Origin of the sequence: Streptomyces longispororuber (assembly GCF_014656095.1) — a bacterium.
GTDB classification, from domain to species: domain Bacteria; phylum Actinomycetota; class Actinomycetes; order Streptomycetales; family Streptomycetaceae; genus Streptomyces; species Streptomyces longispororuber.
In genome coordinates this window covers 1-20,064 of the sequence record NZ_BNBT01000009.1, presented here as the reverse complement: position 1 = coordinate 20,064, position 20,064 = coordinate 1, and the positions used below count along the sequence as shown (strand labels likewise).

The 20,064-nt window shown below is 73.7% G+C and carries 20 protein-coding genes; 8 read left to right on the top strand and 12 right to left on the bottom strand.

Going from position 1 to position 20,064, the window contains the following annotated elements:
- Positions 1 to 60 precede the first annotated feature (60 nt).
- A complete protein-coding gene (locus tag IE330_RS04985; RefSeq protein ID WP_190134617.1) occupies positions 61 to 321 on the bottom strand; it encodes a plasmid mobilization protein in 261 nt (86 codons plus the stop codon).
- Between the two features lie 349 nt (positions 322 to 670).
- On the opposite strand from IE330_RS04985, the gene IE330_RS04980 reads away from it, so the two are divergent.
- Entirely contained in the window at positions 671 to 1,624 is a 954-nt protein-coding gene (locus IE330_RS04980) for a LysR family transcriptional regulator (RefSeq protein ID WP_190134616.1), read from the top strand.
- Here the strand turns inward: IE330_RS04980 and IE330_RS04975 are convergent.
- Entirely contained in the window at positions 1,594 to 2,823 is a 1,230-nt protein-coding gene (locus IE330_RS04975; protein ID WP_190134615.1) for an RNA polymerase sigma factor, read from the bottom strand. The genes IE330_RS04980 and IE330_RS04975 overlap by 31 nt on opposite strands.
- Before the next feature lie 38 nt (positions 2,824 to 2,861).
- Complete coding sequence (locus tag IE330_RS04970) at positions 2,862 to 3,278, bottom strand: YciI family protein (RefSeq protein ID WP_190134614.1); 417 nt, start codon at positions 3,276 to 3,278, stop codon at positions 2,862 to 2,864.
- A gap of 327 nt (positions 3,279 to 3,605) precedes the next feature.
- Here IE330_RS04970 and IE330_RS04965 point away from each other — a divergent pair, with 327 nt between their 5' ends.
- Entirely contained in the window at positions 3,606 to 4,547 is a 942-nt protein-coding gene (locus IE330_RS04965; protein WP_229925392.1) for a peptidoglycan recognition protein family protein, read from the top strand.
- Positions 4,548 to 4,692: 145 nt separating this feature from the next.
- On the opposite strand, the gene cpt is transcribed toward IE330_RS04965, so the two are convergent.
- On the bottom strand, positions 4,693 to 5,238 hold the full coding sequence (gene cpt, locus IE330_RS04960; RefSeq protein ID WP_229925391.1) for a chloramphenicol phosphotransferase CPT: 546 nt from the start codon (positions 5,236 to 5,238) through the stop codon (positions 4,693 to 4,695).
- Between the two features lie 364 nt (positions 5,239 to 5,602).
- On the opposite strand from cpt, the gene IE330_RS04955 reads away from it, so the two are divergent.
- Positions 5,603 to 6,358: an HAD family hydrolase gene (locus IE330_RS04955; RefSeq protein WP_190134613.1), complete on the top strand. Its 756-nt coding sequence runs from the start codon at positions 5,603 to 5,605 to the stop codon at positions 6,356 to 6,358.
- Here IE330_RS04955 and IE330_RS04950 read toward each other — a convergent pair.
- The 3 genes from IE330_RS04950 to IE330_RS04940 all read right to left on the bottom strand — a co-directional run bounded on the left by IE330_RS04950 (position 6,345) and on the right by IE330_RS04940 (position 8,519).
- The gene (locus IE330_RS04950; protein WP_190134612.1) at positions 6,345 to 6,596 is read right to left on the bottom strand and encodes a hypothetical protein; all 252 of its coding nucleotides are present in this window, start codon (positions 6,594 to 6,596) and stop codon (positions 6,345 to 6,347) included. The two genes, IE330_RS04955 and IE330_RS04950, sit on opposite strands and share 14 nt — an antisense overlap.
- A gap of 257 nt (positions 6,597 to 6,853) precedes the next feature.
- Complete coding sequence (locus IE330_RS04945; RefSeq protein WP_229925390.1) at positions 6,854 to 7,501, bottom strand: class F sortase; 648 nt, start codon at positions 7,499 to 7,501, stop codon at positions 6,854 to 6,856.
- A gap of 463 nt (positions 7,502 to 7,964) precedes the next feature.
- Complete coding sequence (locus IE330_RS04940) at positions 7,965 to 8,519, bottom strand: hypothetical protein (RefSeq protein WP_190134611.1); 555 nt, start codon at positions 8,517 to 8,519, stop codon at positions 7,965 to 7,967.
- Positions 8,520 to 9,893: 1,374 nt separating this feature from the next.
- Here IE330_RS04940 and IE330_RS04935 point away from each other — a divergent pair.
- The 3 genes from IE330_RS04935 (at position 9,894) to IE330_RS39990 (ending at position 11,552) form a co-directional block, all read left to right on the top strand.
- Entirely contained in the window at positions 9,894 to 10,451 is a 558-nt protein-coding gene (locus tag IE330_RS04935) for a GNAT family N-acetyltransferase (protein ID WP_190134610.1), read from the top strand.
- 184 nt (positions 10,452 to 10,635) lie between these two features.
- Positions 10,636 to 11,157 carry a transposase gene (locus tag IE330_RS39995; RefSeq protein WP_373314568.1) on the top strand — a complete coding sequence of 174 codons (522 nt, stop codon included), beginning with the start codon at positions 10,636 to 10,638 and terminating at the stop codon, positions 11,155 to 11,157.
- Positions 11,158 to 11,240: 83 nt separating this feature from the next.
- Positions 11,241 to 11,552, top strand: coding sequence for a transposase (locus tag IE330_RS39990; protein WP_190134609.1), 312 nt, complete (start codon positions 11,241 to 11,243; stop codon positions 11,550 to 11,552).
- On the opposite strand, the gene IE330_RS04920 is transcribed toward IE330_RS39990, so the two are convergent.
- Entirely contained in the window at positions 11,524 to 11,688 is a 165-nt protein-coding gene (locus IE330_RS04920; RefSeq protein ID WP_190134608.1) for a hypothetical protein, read from the bottom strand. The genes IE330_RS39990 and IE330_RS04920 overlap by 29 nt on opposite strands.
- A gap of 363 nt (positions 11,689 to 12,051) precedes the next feature.
- Between IE330_RS04920 and IE330_RS04915 the strand changes: the two genes are divergently transcribed.
- Entirely contained in the window at positions 12,052 to 12,864 is an 813-nt protein-coding gene (locus tag IE330_RS04915; RefSeq protein ID WP_190134607.1) for an isocitrate lyase/PEP mutase family protein, read from the top strand.
- A 38-nt stretch (positions 12,865 to 12,902) separates the two neighbouring features.
- Positions 12,903 to 14,297, top strand: coding sequence for an MFS transporter (locus IE330_RS04910; RefSeq protein WP_190134606.1), 1,395 nt, complete (start codon positions 12,903 to 12,905; stop codon positions 14,295 to 14,297).
- Here IE330_RS04910 and IE330_RS04905 read toward each other — a convergent pair.
- From IE330_RS04905 to IE330_RS04890, 4 genes are all read right to left on the bottom strand, one after another.
- Entirely contained in the window at positions 14,286 to 16,433 is a 2,148-nt protein-coding gene (locus IE330_RS04905) for an MMPL family transporter (protein WP_190134605.1), read from the bottom strand. The genes IE330_RS04910 and IE330_RS04905 overlap by 12 nt on opposite strands.
- Before the next feature lie 128 nt (positions 16,434 to 16,561).
- Positions 16,562 to 17,965: a dihydrolipoyl dehydrogenase gene (gene lpdA, locus IE330_RS04900; protein ID WP_190134604.1), complete on the bottom strand. Its 1,404-nt coding sequence runs from the start codon at positions 17,963 to 17,965 to the stop codon at positions 16,562 to 16,564.
- Between the two features lie 110 nt (positions 17,966 to 18,075).
- Positions 18,076 to 18,723 carry a GNAT family N-acetyltransferase gene (locus tag IE330_RS04895; RefSeq protein ID WP_190134603.1) on the bottom strand — a complete coding sequence of 216 codons (648 nt, stop codon included), beginning with the start codon at positions 18,721 to 18,723 and terminating at the stop codon, positions 18,076 to 18,078.
- A gap of 280 nt (positions 18,724 to 19,003) precedes the next feature.
- Positions 19,004 to 19,453, bottom strand: coding sequence for an SSI family serine proteinase inhibitor (locus IE330_RS04890; protein WP_373314572.1), 450 nt, complete (start codon positions 19,451 to 19,453; stop codon positions 19,004 to 19,006).
- Positions 19,454 to 20,064 lie beyond the last annotated feature (611 nt).

Genomic DNA, 20,064 nt, shown 5'->3' with positions numbered 1-20,064 from the left:
GCGGGCCCGGCGGCGCGAACACCTGCCGCCCGGCCCGCCCCCGCGGGTCGCCGTCCGGTGTCAGGGACCGGTGGCGAGCGTGTCCAGGAACCGTTGCAGCGCGGGCGTCGACGAGGCGTCCAGACGGCGCCGCACCGGCGGCACGGCCGCGCCCCGCCCCAGGCCGCCGGGCCCGCGCGTCTCGTCGCCCCGCCGGACGTGCCCGGCCGCCACGCGGCGTATGAACTCCGCGACCGTGAGGCCGAGCCCATCGGCGTGCCGCCGTACGGCGTCGTACTCGTCGGGTGGGAACAAGACCTGCACAGGCTTGGCACCGTCCATGGACGCATGATGCCGCCCTGCCCGGTCCCGCGCGGACGGGTTGTCATATTGCCCTCGAAGGGGTGGCGCGCGGGGGAGCGGTCGCGCGGGCCACTCCGGCGCGGCGCTCGCCTGTGTCGCGTAGATCACACAAGATCGTACGGGTGCGAGGGAACGGGCCTCCCTATTTCACCGTTGAACTAGGTGAGGGTCCCGACCGCGATTCCCCCGTCCGGCCGGGGCCCTCACCTCTGTCACCTCTGTTCCGCCGTCCGGCCCGGCGCACCCGCGCCCCCTCCCGGCGGGTCCGGTCCCGGCCGTCGCGGGGGCCGCCTGGCCATCGCGCCGGGAACGCCCTAGCTTCGGTGCCGTGACGCTCGACGATCTCCGTGTCTTCATCGCCGTCTGCCGCGCCGGCAGCCTCAGCGCCGTGGCGCGCGACCTGTCCTGTACGCAGTCGGCGGTCAGCCAGCACGTCAAACGCCTGGAGCGGGAGCTCTCCGTCAGCCTCCTGGAACGCCACGCGCGCGGTGTCGTGCCCACCTCGGCGGGGCGCATCCTGCACGCCGCCGCGTCCGACGGCATCGGCGGCATCGACCTCGCGCTGCGCCGCCTGCGCGACCTGGTCCGCGGGGAGAGCGGCTGGGTGCGCGTGACCACGGGCGCCACCACCGTGCGGCACTTCATGGCGGACGCGATCGTCGGCTTCCGGCGGCGCTACCCGCAGGTCACCCTGGAGTTCCAGACGGCGAGCTCCAGCCGCGCCTGCTTCGACGCGCTCGCCGCCGACGACCTGGACCTGGCGTGGGTCACCATCGGCGCGCCCGTGCGCGGCATCGAGCAGCGGCCCGTCGCCGACCTGCGCTGGGTGCTCGCGGTGACCCCCGACGACCCGCTCGCCGCCAAGCGCCGCGCCTCGCTCGCCGACCTGGCGTCCGCGCAGCTCATCCGGCCCCCGGAGGCGTCCAGCTCGCGCACCCAGCTCGACGCGGCGCTCGCCGCGGCGGGGCTGTGCCCCGAAGGGCACACCAGCGTCGCCGACTGGGACACCGCGCTGCTGCTCACCGAGCTCGGCGTCGGCCAGGCCGTCGTGCCGGAGCTGCCCGGCTGGCGCGAGACGGGCCCGCCCGGACTGCGGCTCGTACCGGTGCCGGAGCTGCCGAAGCTCTCCGTCGGCTGGGCCGTGCGCCGCTGGGACGCGCTGAGCCCGCTGGCCCGTGCCTTCGCGGACACGGTGGCCGCGGACTGCGCGTCGGGCGGCGGGGGCGCGGTGCCACCGCAGGCGCGCCCCGGTCAGGGGGCCAGCCGCGCCGCGCGCGTCTGAAGGTAGCGGACCTCGGGCCCGCTGAGCGTCGCCCGCGCCGCCGCCCGGTACGCGGCGCGGGCCCCCTCGGTGTCGCCCGCCTTCTCCAGGAGGTGCGCGCGCACGGCGTGCAACCGGTGGTGTCCCGTCAACCGGCCCTCCAGGTCGGCCAGTTCGACGAGCCCCGCGCGCGGCCCGTGCACCATGGCGACGGCCACGGCCCGGCCGAGCTCGGCCATCGGTTCCGGGGCGCGGCGCACCAGGACGTCGTACAGGGCGAGGATCTGCGGCCAGTCGGTGTCCTCGGCGCGGGCCGCCTCGTCGTGCAGCGCGGCGATCGCCGCCTGGATCTGGTAGGCGCCGGCCGGGCCCTGCCGCAGCGCCTCCTCCACCAGGGCGGTGCCCTCGGCGATCGCGCGGGCGTCCCACCGGGTGCGGTCCTGCTCGTCCAGCGGCACCAGCTCGCCGTCCGGCCCGGTGCGGGCGGCGCTGCGCGCGTCGGTGAGCAGTATCAGCGCGAGCAGGCCCGTCACCGCGCCCTCGCGCGGCAGCAGCCGCCGTACGGCCCGGGTGAGCCGGATCGCCTCGCGGGCCAGGTCGGCGCGGTGCAGGGCGGCGCCGGACGTCGCGGTGTAGCCCTCGTTGAAGATCAGGTAAAGGACCTGGAGCACGGCGGCGAGCCGCTGGTCGCGGTCGGCGGGCCCCGGCTGCCTGAAGGGCGCGCCCCGCAGCTTCTGCTTGGCCCGGCTGACCCGCTGGGCCATCGTCGCCTCCGGCACCAGGTGCGCGCGGGCGATCTCGGCCGTGGTGAGGCCGCCGACGGCGCGCAGCGTCAGGGCGATCTGCGCGGCCGGGGTGAGCGCCGGGTCGCAGCACAGGAAGAGCAGCGTGAGCGTGTCGTCCGCGGACGGGGCACGGCTCTCGCCGGGCGGCGGGGCGACGGCCTCGCGGGAGGCGAGCCGGACGGCGTTCTCCTCCCGGCGGCGCCGGGCCTCGTCGGCGCGCAACTGGTCCACCAGGCGCCGGGACGCCACCCGGATCAGCCAGCCGCGCGGGTTGTCGGGCACGCCGTGCTCCGGCCACCGCCCGGCGGCGGCGAGCAGCGCCTCCTGCACGGCGTCCTCGGCCTCGGCGAAGTGGCCGTGGCGGCGCACGAGCGCGCCGAGGACCTGCGGCGCGTGCAGGCGCAGCAGGTCCTCGACCGCGCGGCAGCGGATCACTGCGGGGTCCCGTACGCGCTCAGCACGCGTCCCCGCCGTCAGACGTCTCCACCGTCCGCCTCCTGCACCGGCCGGATGACGACCGGCGGGTTCGGGGCGCCCTCGGGGCACGGGCACGCGGCGATCCGCGCGGCGATCTCCGTGACCCGCTCCAGGCTCTCGCACTCCAGCAGCCAGTACCCCGCGAGAACCTCCTTCGTCTCGCCGTACGGGCCGTCCGTGACGACCGGGCGGCCGTCCTCGCCCCGGCCGACCAGGCGCGCCCGCGCCGGTTCGGTCAGCCCCTGGCCGTCGACGAGCTCACCGGACTCGGCGAGGTCGTCGTTGAGGGCGCCCATGAAGGCGAACATCGCCTGGAGCTCCTCCTCGCTCCAGGCGGGGCTGTGCGCGGAGGCCTTGCCGCTCATGGCGTCGTAGTCGGCCTGTGCACCCTGCACCATCACCAGATACTTCATGTCGCACTCCTCGGGTGGGTGATCGCGTCGCCCTTCGTGGGCAACTCTCACAGGGGACGTCGGAGCGGATGTCCTCTTCTCGACACTGTCCCGGATTTTTTCCCGCCCGGTCTCGGGTGGCCTGGCTCGGTGTCCCATGGTGTTCCGCGGTGTCCCGCGTGTCCCTGCTCTGCCGTGGGCCGTCGTGAGCCGCCGAGGATCGCCGCGTCTGACCTCCGGGGGCCGTCGTCGCGCTCCGTCGGGCCGTGCGGCCCGGTCGCGCCCGCGTGTCACCCGGCCGGCGCACCCCACGCGCGGCCCCCGGCGGCCGCCCGGACAGTGGGAGGCATGCGTGCCTGGTGGGAGACGGTGGCGGGGCGGTTGCCGCGTGCCGGGCGCGTGGCCCTCGCGGGGCTGCCCGGGCTCGTGGCCGTGGTGACGGTCGCGCTGGGCGCGGTGGGCGTGGAACAGGCGGCCGACCGCGACGGACGGCGGCGCGCCGACGCGGTCCGCCGCGCCCCACGACCGGCCATCGTGCCCCGCGCGCGGTGGCTCGGCGACCCGCGTGCGAGCCGCCCGCCGAGCGCGCGCCCTCCCGGGGCCCGCGCTCCCGGGGCCCGTCCGCCGGGCGGTCATCCGTCGGGCAGTCATCCGTCGAGCGGTCGTCCGTCGGGCGGTCGTCCGTCGGCGGGCCGTCCGCCGAGCAGTCGTCCGCCGGTCCGCTACGACGGTCCCGTCCTCGCCGTCTTCGTGCACCACACGGACTCGCCGAACGGGTACGACTGCGCCGACGCGCCGCGCATCATCCGCGGGCTGGCCGCGGGCCAGACGGAGGCCCGCCTCTTCGACGACATCGGCTACAACTTCCTCGTCGACCGCTGCGGCACCATCTACGAGGGCCGCGCGGGCGGCGTGGACCGCCCCGTGGTGGGCGCGCACACCCAGGGCTTCAACCACCGTACGACGGGCGTCGCCGCGATCGGTACGTTCACCGCGGGCACCCCGGTGCCGCGGCCGATGACGGAGGCCATCGCCGCGCTCGCCGCGTGGAAGCTGGGCCTCGCGGACGTGGACCCGCGGCGCCGGTCCCACCTGGTGTCCAGCAACAGCGGCAGCCGGTTCCCGGCGGGCACCCGCGCCGAGTTCGACGCGGTGGCCGGCCACACCGACGGCTACACCACCACCTGCCCGGGCGCCGCGCTGCGCGCCGAACTGCCCGCGATCCGGGAGCGGGCCGCACACCTCCAGGGCCGGACGGACGCGCGGGCGCGGGCGGTGGGGGGTCGGTAGGCGGCATACGGCGGTTCGGCCCGTGCGCCCGGGGGAGTGGCTCAGGCGCTCTGCCGGTCGCGGGGGCCAGGGCGGCTCAGGTACCCGGTTGATCGCGGCGTCGGGAGTGCTCCGACGCCCGGTCGGGCGCGGCGTCGGGGGCGGCTCAGGTGCCGGAGCCGGTCAGTCGGGCGGCGATGGTCCTCGCGCACTCCAGCGACTCGGTCCGTGTCGTGTCCACCTCCAGGTCGTAGCGCACCCCCTGGTGCACCACGTGCGCCTGCGCGGCGGCCATGCCCGGAGCGCGGTCGCCGCGGGCGACCTCCCGGCCCGCGGCGACCGCGCTGTCGCACCGGACGCCGACCCACAGCGCGGACACGTCACCCAGGGCCTTCCGCCACCGCTGCTGGGACGCCGCTCCGCCGAGGAAGACGTCGTCGATGATGACGCGGGCGCCCGCGCGGACCATCTCCGCGACGCCCTGTCGCCAGGCCGCCTCCAGCGTCAGGAAGTCCTCCCCGATGCCCACCTCGCCGCCGGGCCCGATGGTGATGCCCTCGTCCGCCGCCCGTGTCCGCACGGGCAGGGCGTCGACGAAGGCGTCGCAGCCGAAGGCCAGCCACGGGTCCGGCAGCACGGCTTGCAGGCACCGCACGATGCCTGACTTCCCCGCGCTGGAACCGCCGTTGAGGATGATCATCCGCGTCGTCACCCCGCCACACTAGGGCGCCGTACGCCTCGCTTTCATCGCCTTTTCTGCCGCTCGCTGCCACCGCGATCGACTCCGAACAGCCGCCGGGGAGGCGGCGAACAGCGTCATTCCTGCCCGCTATCGGGCAGGATTCTGGAGTTTCGTCTGGGCTCGACCGTAGGGTGAGCGTCCAAGATCGCCGTGGCGGCGTCCGGCCGCATCTGGCCGCATGGCCGCGTCCGGCTGCGCCTGGCCGCACTGCGGGCTCGCGCGGCGACGGGACTCCCGGCTCCCGGCCCCGGTTCCGGCCCTGGCACCGCGCTTGTGAGCGGCGGGCGGCGGCCGACGGGTCGTACGACACACGAGAGGACAGAGGACCGCAGACATGAGCGAACTCCCCGACCTGCACGACGTACACGACCTGCACGACGTACACGACCTACACGACCTGCACGACCTGCACGACCTGCCGGACCGCGTCGACGCCGTGGTCTTCGACTGCGACGGCCTGCTGGTCGACACCGAGCCCTGTTGGTCCGTCGCGGAGTCGGCCCTCTTCGCCGCGCACGGCCGCCCGTTCGGCCCGGAGCAGAAGGCGCTGGTACTCGGCCGCACCGTGGAGGGGGCGGCGGACGCGATGGCCGCGTACTTCGGGCGGCCCGGCGCCGGTGCGGAGATCGCCGCGGAACTCCTCGCCCGGGTCCGCGGGGAACTGGCCGGGGGCGCCGCGGCCCTGCCGGGGGCGGTGGACCTGGTGCGGGCCTGCCGGGCGGCGGTGCCCGTCGCCGTGGCCAGCAACAGCACCAGGGAACTGCTCGACACGGCCCTGGAGTCGGCCGGACTCGCCCGGTACTTCCCGTTGTCGTTCGCCGCCGACGAGGTGCGCTCGCCCAAGCCCGCGCCGGACCTCTACCTCGCGGCGTGCGCCGCGCTCGGCGCGGACCCGGGGCGTTCGGTCGCCTTCGAGGACTCGGCCACGGGCGTCGCCGCGGCGCGCGCCGCCGGGCTGCGCGTGGCGGTCGTGCCGTCCCTGCCCGGGGCGGACCTCGACCACGACTGGCTGGGGCCGAGCCTGGCGGCACCGGAACTCCTGCGCTGGGCGGGGCGGTTGCCGCGCCGCGCGGGCCTCAGAAGGCCCTGAAGCGCCGGAAGGCGGCGACGGCCGCTTTGACGGCGCCGAGGCCGAGGATCGCCACGGTGGCACGGTCCCGTACCCGCGCCGCCTCACGCCGCCGTGCGAGCCCTTCCCGGGCCGCATGGGTGGTGGCCTGGTGGTTCCGCCTCTCCGTGACCGCGACGCGCAGGAGGTTGGCCAGGCTGGCGAAGCCTCCCGTTGCCGTGTCGGTCAGGAAGAGGCCCATGTCGATCGCCGCGGCCAAGGCGGCCTTCTTGGCCTCGTCGGCCCGGTGCTGTGACCGGGACGCCCTTCGCTGTGTCGTGCTCGGACTGCTTTTCATGCGCTGCCCCCGAGGAGAGGGCACCAGTGTCCACCCGGCGGGGCGGCCCGTCGCGGGGCGCCGGGCCGGTCCGGCAGAACGCCGTAGCGGACCGGACGGGAAGGAGCGGAGCGCGTGCGGGGGCGCCCGGAGGGCGCATGCGTGCTGCCCCACGCCCCCGCACGCGCTCCGGAGGGCGGCTAGCGCTTCGCGGTCGCGTACACGATGAGGTTGTCCACGGGGTGGCCCTGGCGGTCGTACGCGCCGTCGCAGGTGATGAGGCGCAGGGCACGGGCCTCGGTGGCGCCGTAGACGCGGTCGGTGGGGAACGCCTTCTTGGGGGCGGTCTCGGTGGCGGTGACGCGGAAGTGGACGGTCCTGCCGCGCGCGTCGCGCACGGCGACGTCCGCGCCCACGCGCACCTTCTTCAGGTCGTGGAAGACGGCCTTGCCGAAGCGTGTGTCGTTGTGGCCGATGATGACGGCCGCCCCGCGCCGCCCGGGCACCGCGCCGCCGGTGTACCAGCCGGCCGTCATGCCCTTCTCGGCGGGCGGCACCTCGACCGTGCGGTCCGGGTTGAGGCCGAGCCGCATCAGGCGGCTGCTCACGCCGATGGACGGGATGGCCACGTGGACGGGGGCGGCGGGTTCGCCCGCACCGGCCGAGTGCGGCGCGTCCACCGCGTACGTGCGCGCGGCGGAGGGCCGGGCCCCGGCGCCGCCGGACGACCCGTCGGAGGCCGAACAGCCGCCCAGGGCGAGGGAGACGACGAGGACGAGGCCGCAGGCGCCGGACGGACGCCCGCGGAGCCACGAGGACGACCGGGACGGCGGGCTCTTCGGTGACATGGCGCTCCGTGCGCGGTGGCGCCGCCGCGGAAGGCGGCACCACCGCGCGTGCTCGGGCCGGACGCACGGGTCCGGCCGCGGGGAAAGGGACGGTCCGGCCGGAAGGGCCCCTGGCGCGGACAGCGGTACGACCGGCAGGGCTTGACCCGGCACGGAGGCCCGGCCGGGTCGCCTTCCGGCGGCCGGGCGGTGATGGCCCGGCCGGGCCGGCCTCCGGTGGTCGGGGGCGGTGGCCCCCGGCTGGCTCGCCCTCTGGTGGTGGGGAGGTGGTGACCCCGGCCGGGTTGCCTTCTGGCGGCCGGGTGGTGATGGGTGGACCAGGTCGCCTTCCGGTGGTTGGAAGCCGTGGCCCGGCCGGGCCCGCTTCCGGTGGTGGGGAGGCGGTGTCCCGGCCAGGTCGCCTTCCGATGGCCGGGTAGCGACGGCTCGGCCGGGTCACCTTCCGGGGGCCGGAGGGGGCAGGTCAGCCCTGGATGCCGCCCGCGGCACGGCGGCGCAGCGCCATCGTGCCGGCGCCCGCGACCAGGGCGATGCCCGCCGCCGAGCCCAGGAGCGCGACGGTGTTGTCGTCGCCGCCCGCCGTGGGGCGCTCACCCGCGGCCACCCCGCCCCGCGGCGCCGGGGCCGCCTGGTCGCGCGGGGCGTTCACTGTGGCCCGCTCGGGCGTCCCGGGGGCGGCCGACGGCTCCGCCGTGGGCTCGGCGGCGGGCTTGTCACCCGCGGCGACACCACCGCGCGGCGGCGCGGGCCTGGGCGCGGCCTCCCGCTTGGCCTCCTCCTTCGCGGCGGCCCGCTTCTTCGCCGCGTCGTCCTGGGCTTCCGCGGGGGCCGGCGCGGGCGTGCTCTCGGTGGCCGTGGGCTTCGGCTTCGGTGCCGACTCGGACGCGAAGGCGACGGCGGACGGGGCGCCGAGCACCCCGGCGGCGACGGCGGAGGCGACGACGGCGGCGCGCAGGGAACCGGCGCGGGCGCGTGCGTGGGCGGCACGGGGGCGGGCGTGGGCGCGGCGGTGGGACATGGTGGGGCTCCGTTCCAGCTCGTATGCAGGGGAGGCCCGGCGGGGGCGGACACCGGTGCCGCCGGGCACGGTCGCCAGGCTGGCGCGAACTTATGAGGAACCTGTCAGGTTCCTGTTGGCGTCCGATCAGGGTCCGCGCCGCCCCGGCCCTCCTGGGGGAACGGCCCACTTCCGCACCGGCCGAAAACGGGGTCCGCAGCGCCTGGCCCTTGTGTTCGGGAGGGGGCTCGCCTCCCCACCGGGCAGGGGACCAGGCCCCGCGACGGTCCGCCCTTTCCCGCTCGGGGAACGGCCCGCCTCCCGCCGGGTAGAACTCAGCTTGTCGATTAACCTCGTCTCCGTTGGGGGTGGGATGGAGCAGGCGGTTGTCGAATCTGTCAGGTACTCCGCGGTGTGTCAGGACTGCGGTGCGGAGCTGGAGTGTTGGGGGACTCAGGCCCTCGTGGATGGCCGCTTGCGGTGGGACGTTGAGTCAACGTGTTCCGCCTGTGGATGCGCAGTAGCCGTGTGCGGTGGCGACGTGCCGGCGGAACGGCGGAAGCAGATGCTCTCCGAGCATGGTCCCGCGAGGCTGCGGGTGAGCAGTCCGGCCAAGGGTGTCGCCATCATGCGGGTGCTGCGGGCTGAGCTCGGTATTGACCTGACGAGTGCCAAGGCCGTGGTGCGCCGCGTGGTGAACGGTGATTACTCAGGAACGCTTCCGGAGATGGAACGCGTGGCTCGCAAGCTGAGAGAGTCCGGCATCACTGCTGTAGCAACGCGCCCTTAGGTGTTTGATCTGACAGTCCAGTGACGGTCCGCCTGGGCTGGGTGCCCTTCCTGTGGTGGACGGGGCGGCTGTATGCCTCGCCGGTGACGAGGACTCTGCCCACGTCATGACGGGGGCAGAGCGACGGTTCGGCGAACCTGGCGGTCGGCCGGGCCAGGGCCAACCCGTGGTCACCGCGGTGACATCCGCGCCGGGCTCCGGACGGACCGCGTCCATCACTGCCGTCCACGACGTCCGGCCCGTCTCCAGCGAGAGCGCCGTACGGGGCCCCGAGCCCGCGGCGGTGCCCCGGCGCGACTGCCGGCATGCCGCAGGGCGTCCTGATGCCTCGAACTCACGACCACGGCCTTCGTGCTGGTTCCTCTGTCTCTGTGGCGGAGCACAGGACCAGACGGAGGCCGCCTTCATGTCCGCTGTGCTGCGAAACGCTGCTCAAATTCGAGTCACGTTCGACACCGCGCCTTAAATGACAAGCTCAGCTTGCCGTTCAGCGTCCGGGGTCAAACGCGGCCCAAGCTTGGCCGGCTTGAAGTGCCACGTCACAAAGGGTTTCAGAGGCTGGCGAATGTCTGGATTTCGCACGATGCTGCGTGATCGAATAGGGGATGACATCTTTTTGGGCTGGCAAGCGGGTGCGTCTGCGCGGTATCGAGCCCGAGGACTGGACGGCGTTCATGCGCTTCGTCGTGGACGAGGAGCGGTTGGGGGACCTGCTGCAACCGCCCCGTTCCGCCGAGAACTTCCGTACTTGGGCGAAAGAGCAGGCGGTTGCCAAGTCCGATGGCGACGGCTTCGGATTGGCGATCGAAGCCGTCGGCACGGGCGAAATAGTCGGTGCTGTCGGCTCACACCACGCTGATCCACGTGCGGGCTGGTTCGAATACGGCATCACGATGGGCGCTGAACATCGGCGCAAAGGTTTCGCGGCAGAAGCCGTGGTCATGCTGCTGCGCTTCATGTTCGCAGAGCGGCGCTATCACAGATGCCAGGCGCGGATCTTCGCACACAACGAGGCATCGCTGGCACTTCATCGACGGCTCGGCTTTGTCGAGGAGGGCCGTCTGCGCGATCACGTGTTTTTCGCCGGTCGGCACCACGATCTGGTCATGATGGGCTTGCTCGCTGACGAGTTTGCCCAGCTCCACTCGGTGAGCGAACTGTGAGCCTCCGCCCAGACCAGCGTCGAAGTGTCACACTTCCGGTCGGAGTTGTACGCGTGTCTGACCGCACGGCGCGACGCGCTGTTCGAGTCGTGCGACACGCTGCTGTGCGAGGACGGGCCGGTGCGGACGCTGGTCGATCTCGTGCTCGGGCAAGCATCAGATGGTGTCCGGCTGGCCTTGCTCGGTGGTGGCCGCGCTGGAGACCTGGCGCACGTCCTGGACGGCGGCGCTGGGCGCGGTCCGACTGGAGCCCGGTGCCGATGTCGCCGCGGTGACCACGGTGCAGATCCGTGAGGTCGTCGAGCGGCTCGTCGTCGTCGGTCAGTGGCGACCGGATGATCCAGAGGCCATGGTTGTGCTGGACGCGGGATACGACGCTCCGCGCATTGCTCATTTGCTGGATGACCTGTCCGTCGAGCCCCTCGGCCGGCTGCGTTCAGATCGGGTGATGCGGCGGCCGACACCCTTCCGCAAGGAGTTCAGCCTGGCCAACCCCAAGGGCGGCCGCGGGTTCAGGAACCCGTGCACGAAGGGAGGCCCCCCGGCCGGTGTACCGAAACCCTCCCGTCCCGGCCCTGGACGGCCACCGGGTGTGGGTGCCTCGTGCGCCTTGGTGGTGCGCCTTCCGCGCGGGGGTGGCAAGCGGGTGCGGTACATCGTCACCCAGATCAAGGCGGTCGAGGCCCCCCTCGACCTGATCGCCTGAGGTGCGGGGATGCGGCGGCGCTACTCCTCGGACACCACCGACGAGGACTGGTCGGTCATCCAGCCCCTGCTCCCGCCGCCCGCATGCACCACCGCGCGCGGCGGCGGCCGAAGTCACATCCGCTCCGGGAGATCGTCGACGCTCTGCGCCATGTGCGCTTCGAGGGCTGCCGCTGGCGTGCCCTGCCTGCGGGAGTTACCCCGTACCAGACGGTGCACGGCTTCTTTCGCCGCTGGACCCGCGGCGGCATCTGGAAGCACATCCGCGACCGGCTGCGGCGCGCGGTCCGCTGCCAGATGGGCACCTCCCCGCACGCGGTCGCCACCGTTCTCGATACCCACGAGGTCGAGGCGGCGGGACGGCCTTTCAGGTACCGGGGATCGTGGGGAGTTTGATCTCGGGGAGCTTGATCTCGGGGATGCTGATGTCGGGAAGCAAGATTCCGGGCGGGAGGGGGTCGGCGTGGGCGGCTGTGGCGCCGAAGAGCGTCAGAGTGACGGCCAGGACGGCGACGGTGATGGTGGCACGCATGCGCATGGTCTGCCTCCGGAGGAACGCTGAGGGACAATGCTCAGCACACCTCACCCGCGCCTCGCGCGCACATGCTGGGCTCCAATGGCATGACACCCGTGTCCGCCTTGCCGGCGCGATACGACTCCAGGCATCTGCGGAGAGAAGGAGAGGGCGTCTGTCCCATCCCCTCCCGGCGCGCACATGCCAGGGTCCAGGCGGGAGGTGCGCCGGGACCCTGAGTGTGGGGTGGCGCTGTGGTGTGGTGCAAGACCAGGCAGAAGGCAGAACCCAGACCCCGCGCCGCCCCGCCCCCCCCACGCGCCCAGGAAGACGCCCCCACCGGCCAGCCCCCTGTCACACCCCTCTGGCAGAGTGCGGCGCATGACTGATCGCCACGAAGCCTTTCGCGCCCTGCACCGGAGCGGGGCACCGTTGCTGCTGCCCAACGCCTGGGACCACGCGTCCGCCGCCGCCCTCGCCCGTGCCGGGTTCCCCGCGATCGGTACGACGAGCCTCGGCGTGGCCGCCGCCGCGGGCAAGGCGGACGCCACCGGCTCCACGCGGCAGGAGACGCTGCGCCTGGCGCGCGGCATCGCCCGCCTGCCCGCCCTGATCACCGTCGACGTCGAGGGCGGCTTCAGCGACCACCCGGGCGACGTCGTGGACCTCGCCCGCGACCTGGCCGCGGCGGGCGTCGTCGGGGTCAACCTGGAGGACGGCCGCCCCGACGGCACCCTGGCCGCCGTGGAGGCGCAGTGCGCGCTGATCCGGGCGGTGAAGGCGGCCGTCCCTGCGCTCTTCCTCAACGCGCGCACGGACGCCTACTGGCTCGACGCGGGCGGGGCCCCCGAGGCCGCGCGGCGCGTGACCGCGTACCAAGAGGCGGGCGCGGACGGCGTGTTCGTGCCCGGTGTCCGCGACGAGACCGTCATCGCGGAGCTCGCCGCCTCCCTCACCGTGCCGCTGAACGTCCTGTACGCCCCGGGCGGGCCGACCCCCGAGCGACTGGCCGGCCTTGGTGTACGCCGCGTGAGCACCGGGTCGCTGCTGTTCCGCGCCGCCGTGCAGCAGGCGGTGGACGTGGCCCAGGGCTTCCTGCGCGGCGCCACGGGCCCCGGCGACGTACTCTCGTACGCCGACGCACAAGATCTCGCGGCGGCCTACGAGCGGCAAGTGCCGGGAGGGGCGCGCTAGTTCGGTCCGACTACGGCTCGGGGTTGGGGGAGGGGCGGATGGTACACCGGGGGACATCGCGCCGTACGCCGCGGACGGCGCGCACCGGCCCGGCCCCCCTGTGGGCGGACCCCAACTACCGGCTGTTCCTGGCCCTCCAGTGCCTGTCCGCGCTCGGGGACTCCTTCTCGCACGTGGCGATCCCGCTCCTCGTACTGCACCAGACCGGCTCGGTGGCGCAGATGGGCCTGGTCACCGGCCTCACCGGGCTCGCCTCGATCGTCACCGGCCTGTTCGCGGGCGTGGTCGCCGACCGCGTGGACCGGCGCCGCCTGCTCGCGCTCACCGACGTCGCGCGCTGCGCGCTGATCGGCGTGGTGCCGCTGGTGTGGCTGTTCGCGACGCCGCTGTGGCTGCTCTACACGGTGGTGCCGGTCGCCGCGGTGTTCTCGATGCTGTTCCAGGTGGCGTACGTGACCGTCGTACCGGCCATCGTCGGGCCCGGGCAGATACTCAAGGCCAACAGCCATCTGTTCGGCGCGTACGCGGTCGCGAGCGCGGGCGGGCCGATGCTCGCCGGGTTCGTCGCCGCCGCGTCCGGGCCCGCCGCCGCCCTGGCCATCGACGCCGCGACCTTCGCGGTGTCGGCGGTCGGCATCCTCTTCGTCCGCATGCGGCCGACGGGTGAGATCCCCGGCGTCCCGGCGCGGCCGACGGCCGAGGAACCCGGCGTCCCGGCGCGGCCGACGGGCGCCGCCCCGGGCCAGGAAGACGGACGGGAACGTAAAGGGGACGAGCAGGGTCGGCGAGGCCAACCGCACGGTGAACGCGGCGGCGTGCGCGCGGAGTTCCTCGCCGGGGCGCGTTTCCTGTGGCGGCACCCGGTGCTGCGGCCGCTGACGGTGCTGCTCGCGCTGGTCACGTTCCTCACCTACGGCCTGACCGACGTCGTCGTCTACCACGTCAAGCAGGGCCTGGGCCACGGGGACTCCACCGTCGGCTACGTCCTGACCGCGGGGACGCTCGGCACGCTGGGCGCGTCGTTCGCCGTGGATCGGATGCGCCGGCGCCTCGGGTTCGGCCCGAGCTGGGTCGCCGTCCACGTGGCCGCCGGGCTCGCGGTGGCCACCCTGGGCCTTACGGGGAACGTGCCCGCCGTGGCGGTCCTCGTCGCCGTGGTGCTGTTCTGCACCGGTGTCGCCGGCATCTGCTCCATGTCCCTGCGCCAGGAGGTGACGCCCGGCCACCTCCTTGGCCGGGTCACCTCGGCGTTCTGGACGACGCACAACGCGCTCGGCCCGCTCGGCGCCGCCGCCGTCACCGCGGCGGCCGGGGCGTGGGGCGTCGGGCCGGTGTGCCTCGGCGTGGGCGGGTGCGTGGTGGCGGTGGCCCTCACGGCCACCGCCACGGGCCTCGGCAGGTCACGGGCGGGCCGCCAGGAGTCAGCGGCGTGACTCCGTGCGCCCGCGGTCCCGTCGGCCCGCCGCGGCCGCGGGGGCCTCGTCCCCGTGCCCTGGCCACCACGCGGCGTGCCCGATCAGGGCCGTCAGCGCGGGCGTGAAGAGCAGCGCCATGACGAACGCGGCGATCACGATGCCGAAGGAGAGGGAGAAACCCATCTGCGACAGCGTCGAGTTGCCCGCGAGCATCAGCGTGGCGAAGGTGCCCGCCAGGATCACGCCGGCCGAGCCGATGGTGGGGCCGGAGTGCCGTACCGCCGTGCCCGCCGCGTCGTTCGGGTCGCGTCCCGCGCGGGCCTCCTCGCGCAGCCGGGAGACCATGAGGATGTTGTAGTCCGTGCCGAGCGCGACCACGAACAAGTACATGATCACGGGCAGCATGAACATCAGGCCCGGCTGGTCGCCGATCCGCTGGAACAGCAGGGAGGTCGCGCCGAGCGTCGCGCCGAACCCGAGCGCGACCGACAGCATCAGGTACCACGGCGCCACCAGGCTGCGCAGCAGCAGCCCCAGGATCACCATGATGGCGAGCGCCGCCACCGGGAAGACGACCGAGTAGTCGCGGTCCACGGCCTTGTTGATGTCGACGTACACCGCCGTCACGCCGCCCACCAGCGCGTTCGTCCCCGGCGGTGCCGCCTCGTGGGCGTCGGGCCGCAGCCGGTCCTTGACGGTGGCGAGGGCCTTGTCGGAGGCGGGCGGGTCGGCGAGGACCACCGAGTACGCCGCGGTCGTCCCGTCCTCGCTGACCCGTGGCGCCGTCACCGAGCCCACGCCCTCAACGGCCTTCAGCTTCGCCCGGAACGCGGCCGGCTGCCCCTCGGGCAGCGGCCCGTCGCCCGTCGACGTCAGGTACACGGAGGTGGGGTCCGTACTGCCCGCGGGGAAGCCCTTCTCCAGGTTGTCCTGCCAGACGATGGACTCCTTGTCCTCGGGCAGCGAGGACCCGGCGAGGTCGAAGTTGGCCTTGTAGCCGAGCGCGCCGAGCGCCAGCGCGCCCATGAACAGCCCGGAGACCACGGCCCACACCGCGGGCTTGCGGGCGATGGACGCCCCGAGCCGGGCGAAGCCGGTGCCGTGCGGCTCGCTCCGGTACGACTTCGACGGCCAGAAGACCCGCGTACCGAGCAGCGACACCACGGCGGGCACGAGCGTCAGCCCGGCGACCAGCGTGAGGAAGACGGCGATGGCGAGGGCGGGGCCCATCGAGCGCAGCATGCCGAGCGTGGACAGCGTCAGCGCGGCGAAGGCGACGATGACGGCGCCCGCGGCGGAGGTGATGGCCTCACCGACCCGCTCCACGGCGTGCACCATGGCGCCCTTGGGGTCCTCGCCCGCCCGCAGCGCCTCGCGGTAGCGGAACAGCAGGAACAGGATGTAGTCGGTGCCGACGCCGAACAGGACGACGGTCAGCAGTTCCTGGATGGAGGAGTCGGCCTTCATGTCGAAGGCCTTGTTCGCGGAGGCGATCAGTCCCGTCGCCATCGGTGAGACGAGGCCGATGAGCACGACCGGCAGCAGCGCGATGATGGGGCTGCGGAAGATGACGAGCAGCAGGACGACGATGATGACGATCGTGCCGACGCCGACCAGGACCCCGGCCCGCTCGGACGCGTCCCGCTCGTCCAGCGCCTGCGCCGCGCCGCCGGTGATGCCCGCGTCGAGGTCGGAGCCCTTGAGCTGTGCCTTCAGGTCCTTGCGCAGTTGTTCGACCGCGTCCTGCTGGGTGGTCTCCTCGGGGTTGGTGACCTTCGGCATGGCCACGACGGACGTCTGCACGCGTTTGTTCGGCGACACCTCGCCGGGCGTGACGGCCTGGACGTCCTCGATCCCCCGGGCGGCGAGATCCTTGGAGACGCGGACGACGTCCGCGGAGTCGGCGGCCGTGAGCCGGCCGCCGTCGGAGCGCTGGAAGACGATGACCGCGCCGACGTTCCGCTGCTGCGGGAAGTCCCGTTCCTGCACGTCGGAGGCGCGGATGGACTCGTAGTGCTCGGGCAGGAAGCTCGCCTCGTCGCTGCTGGAGGTGAGCTTGGGTGCCAGCGAGATGACGGCACCGGCGGCGACGATCCAGGCAAGGACGATCCACCACGGCCGGCGGATCACGAATCGGCCCAACGCAGAGAACATGTCCCACTGCCTCTCCTCGCCCCCGAGGCGTTCCGCATCCTGCCCAGCATCGGCCGGGTCATGCGGGGTCGCCACTCGGGAGCCACCGGGCGGGGCGGCTCCCGGGGGGCGGGGAGGTGCGCGCGGCGTCAGAAGTTGATCATGTGTCCGGCCAGGCCGTGCACGGCTTCCTTGACGGCCTCGCCCAGCGTCGGGTGGGCGTGCACGTTGCGGGCCACCTCGTGCACCGTGAGGTCCCACTGCTGGGCGAGGGTCAGCTCGGGCAGCAGCTCGGTGACGTCGGGGCCGATGAGGTGGCCGCCGATGAGCTCGCCGTACTTCGCGTCGCTGATGAGCTTCACGAAGCCGGTGGAGTCGCCGAGGCCGTGCGCCTTGCCGTTGGCCGTGAAGGGGAACTTGGCGACCTTCACGTCGTAGCCGAGGTCCCGGGCCTGTTCCTCGGTGTAGCCGAAGCTCGCGATCTGCGGCTGGCAGTAGGTGGCGCGCGGGATCATCGCGTAGTCGAGCTCCATGGTCTCCGCGCCCGCGAGGGTCTCGGCGGCCACGACGCCCATGGACTCGGCGGTGTGCGCCAGCATCAGCTTGGCGGTCACGTCGCCGATGGCGTAGAGGTGCGGCACGCTCGTCCGGCAGCGGCCGTCGACCTCGATGGCGCCGCGCTCGGTGAGCGCCACGCCCGTGGCCTCCAGGCCGTACCCGGTGACGTTCGGCGCGAAGCCGATGGCCTGGAGCACCTTGTCGGCCTCCAGGACCTGCTGGGCGCCGTCCTTGCCGGTCACGGTCACCCGGACCTGCTCGCCCGACTCGTCGATGGACTCCACGCGGGTGGAGGTCAGCACGTCGATGCCGAGCTTGCGGTACTGCTTGGCCAGCTCCTTGGAGACGTCCGCGTCCTCAAGGGGCGCCATCCGGTCCAGGAACTCGACGATGGTGACCTTCACGCCGTAGTTGTGCAGCACGTACGCGAACTCGATGCCGATGGCGCCCGCGCCCGCGATCACCACGGACCGCGGCAGCTCGTCGGCGAGGATCTGCTCCTCGTACGTCACCACGCGCTCGCTGCGGCGCGTGCCGGGCAGCAGCTTCGGCGTGGCGCCCGTCGCGATGACGCAGTTCTCGAAGCCGATCGTGGCCGTGGTGCCGTCGGACTTGGCCACCTGGAGGGTGTGGGCGTCCAGGAAGGTGCCCCGGCCGTCGAACTCCGTGATCTTGTTCTTCTTCATCAGGAAGTGGACGCCCTTGACGCGGCCGTCCGCGACCGTGCGGCTGCGCCGGAACGCCTCGCCGTAGTCGAAGGACACCTCGCCGTCGACCTTGATGCCGTACGTCTTGGCCTCGTGCGTGAACAGGTGGGCCAGCTCGGCGTTGCGCAGGAGGGCCTTCGTCGGGATGCAGCCCACGTTGAGGCAGACGCCGCCCCAGTACTTCTCCTCCACGACCGCGACCCGCTTGCCCAGTTGGGCGGCGCGGATGGCGGCAACGTAGCCGCCGGGTCCTGCTCCGAGTACGACGACGTCGAAGCGATCGTCCATGGGGTGGTTCCTCTCTGCGTTGCGGTGCTGTGGGCAGCCGTGTGGTCTGGCTGCCACGATCATCCGTCATGCGGGCCCCCGGGTGGGGGGCGGGTCGGTGTCCGTACCCCTCAAGGTTCTCGTACGCGCAGCCACTTGACCTCGCCGCCCTGGCGTTCGGCGGTGGGCGTGAGCCCGGCGGCGCGGGCCACGGCGGCGGACGCCGCGTGGCCGGGGTGGACGTGCGCGACGACCGCCGTCACCTCGGGGCGGCCGAGCAGGTCCGCCACCAGGGCCCGCGCCGCCTCCGCGGCGAGGCCGCGCCCCTGCCAGGGGCGGCCCACCACCCAGGCGACCTCGGCGGTCCCCGCGCCCGGGGCGTTCCCGGGGACGACGGTGGCCTGGACGTAGCCCGCGAGCCGGCCGTCGGAGCGCAGCCGGAGCACCCAGTTGCACCAGGACACGCCCGGCTCGGGCGCACCGGCCAGCACGCGCGCGTAGCGGGCGCGCAGGGCCGCCGCGTCCTCCGGGCTCCCGCCGGTGAACGCGTACAGGGCCGGGTCGGACAGGACGACGGCCATCTCCTCGGCGTGCGCGAGGCGCAGGGGTTCGAGGAGGAGGCGGGCGGTGGCGAGGGGTTCGGCGGTGAGGAGCCGCGGGGGGCCGGAGTCTCCGACGGGGGCCCCGACGGGGTCTCCGGTGGTGTCCTCGGTGGTGTCTTCGGTGGGCCGGAGGTGCGGGGGCGGCGGCTCGGTACCGGGGGCTCCGGTGGCGCTCATACGGTTCCTTCGGCGGGACGAGGGGACCGGCCGGGCGCCGGTTCCGTTCCTCGGCAACCGGCGGGGGCGGTGAACCCTTCCCGCCCCGCGCGTACGACGTCCGGGCGCCGCCGTTCGCGGGCGACCCGTGCGCAGGGAGGCGCCTGCGTGCCGCGGGGCCCGGAACGGCCCGGCGGACGGCATTGTGCGGCCCCCGATGCTCGGGACATCGGGGGCCGCGTACCTCGGCTGCCTCCCCCCACGAAAGGCGTGCCGAGGGGTCAAGGGGGACGGGGGTCCGTCAGAAGTTCAGGAGGGCCCCCTCGGTGAGCGCCGCGTCCTTCATGCAGGGGTTGCCGAACGTGGTGGACCACGCGACGTGCTTGCCCTGCCAGACACCGCTCACGGAGATGACGACCGGGTTCCACTCCTTGGTACAGACGCCCTGGGGCGACTTGTCCACGAGGGCCTCGAACTGCGCGCCCACGGCCGCGGCCTCCGCGCACGCGGCGCGGGGGGCGGGGTGGGTGCCCTTGGCCGTGGGGGCGCAGGTCAGGGTGACCGCACGCTGCACCGTGGCCGTTGCGGCGTCTTCGCCCTGGCCGACGGTGAGCACCAGGTCCGAGGGCGCGTACAGGCCCTGCGGCTTCGGCGTGGCGGCCTGGGCCGCGCCTGTCGTGACCGCGGTGACGGTCAGGACTCCGGCGGCCACGGCCGCGGCCGCGCTCACGGTCTTCAGGTGGTGACGCACTGTCATGCTCCTTCAACTTCTGGTGAGTGGTACGGAAAGGGGTGTTGCGTACCGATACTGCTGCGCGTTACGGACGGGTTGCGTGCCGTAGCGGCGGTTGCGTTGGGGAGTCTGGCAAGTGCGCTGAGTGAGCAGCAAACCCATGGTCGATTTCCGGATGGGGGCGTCCGCTGAGCGTGGCCCGGACAGCCGTTCGGGCAGCTCAGCGACTGCGGGAGCGCGCCCATCCATGCTCCGTGCACCGATTTGACATGGGTCGTAAAACCGCGAACAACTGTCTGACCTGCGAGAATAAGCGGTCGGTCTTTTTTCGTGGCGTGGGCTTCGACCGGAAACCGGTGCTTGACCAGGCGGGCGCCCACCGGATAACCGAGGGGTCGTGGAGGCCCGACGGCGGCGTGGGGCGCGTGGTGGCACGGGGTCGAAACGAGGGAAAAGGCCAGGTCCGGGAGTTACGGCCGGACGGTCAGGCGGTGCGCCGCCAGAGGGCTGAGCCGCTGCCCCGCGGCGAACGCGGTTGTGTACGACCGCTCGCCGAGGTGGGCGCGGGCCGCGGCCGCCGCGCGGTCCACGTCCCGGCGCTCGGCCTCCGGCAGCGGCGCCCCGGCGGC

What these genes read in the sequence shown, in the direction of transcription:
- IE330_RS04985 (WP_190134617.1), bottom strand. Translation starts at nt 321, where the DNA reads ATGGACGGTGCCAAGCCTGTGCAGGTCTTGTTCCCACCCGACGAGTAC.
- IE330_RS04970 (WP_190134614.1), bottom strand. Translation starts at nt 3,278, where the DNA reads ATGAAGTATCTGGTGATGGTGCAGGGTGCACAGGCCGACTACGACGCC.
- IE330_RS04965 (WP_229925392.1), top strand. Translation starts at nt 3,606, where the DNA reads ATGCGTGCCTGGTGGGAGACGGTGGCGGGGCGGTTGCCGCGTGCCGGG.
- IE330_RS04955 (WP_190134613.1), top strand. Translation starts at nt 5,603, where the DNA reads ATGAGCGAACTCCCCGACCTGCACGACGTACACGACCTGCACGACGTA.
- IE330_RS04945 (WP_229925390.1), bottom strand. Translation starts at nt 7,501, where the DNA reads ATGTCACCGAAGAGCCCGCCGTCCCGGTCGTCCTCGTGGCTCCGCGGG.
- IE330_RS04940 (WP_190134611.1), bottom strand. Translation starts at nt 8,519, where the DNA reads ATGTCCCACCGCCGCGCCCACGCCCGCCCCCGTGCCGCCCACGCACGC.
- IE330_RS04935 (WP_190134610.1), top strand. Translation starts at nt 9,894, where the DNA reads ATGACATCTTTTTGGGCTGGCAAGCGGGTGCGTCTGCGCGGTATCGAG.
- IE330_RS39990 (WP_190134609.1), top strand. Translation starts at nt 11,241, where the DNA reads ATGCACCACCGCGCGCGGCGGCGGCCGAAGTCACATCCGCTCCGGGAG.
- IE330_RS04920 (WP_190134608.1), bottom strand. Translation starts at nt 11,688, where the DNA reads ATGCGTGCCACCATCACCGTCGCCGTCCTGGCCGTCACTCTGACGCTC.
- IE330_RS04915 (WP_190134607.1), top strand. Translation starts at nt 12,052, where the DNA reads ATGACTGATCGCCACGAAGCCTTTCGCGCCCTGCACCGGAGCGGGGCA.
- IE330_RS04910 (WP_190134606.1), top strand. Translation starts at nt 12,903, where the DNA reads ATGGTACACCGGGGGACATCGCGCCGTACGCCGCGGACGGCGCGCACC.
- IE330_RS04905 (WP_190134605.1), bottom strand. Translation starts at nt 16,433, where the DNA reads ATGTTCTCTGCGTTGGGCCGATTCGTGATCCGCCGGCCGTGGTGGATC.
- lpdA (WP_190134604.1), bottom strand. Translation starts at nt 17,965, where the DNA reads ATGGACGATCGCTTCGACGTCGTCGTACTCGGAGCAGGACCCGGCGGC.
- IE330_RS04895 (WP_190134603.1), bottom strand. Translation starts at nt 18,723, where the DNA reads ATGAGCGCCACCGGAGCCCCCGGTACCGAGCCGCCGCCCCCGCACCTC.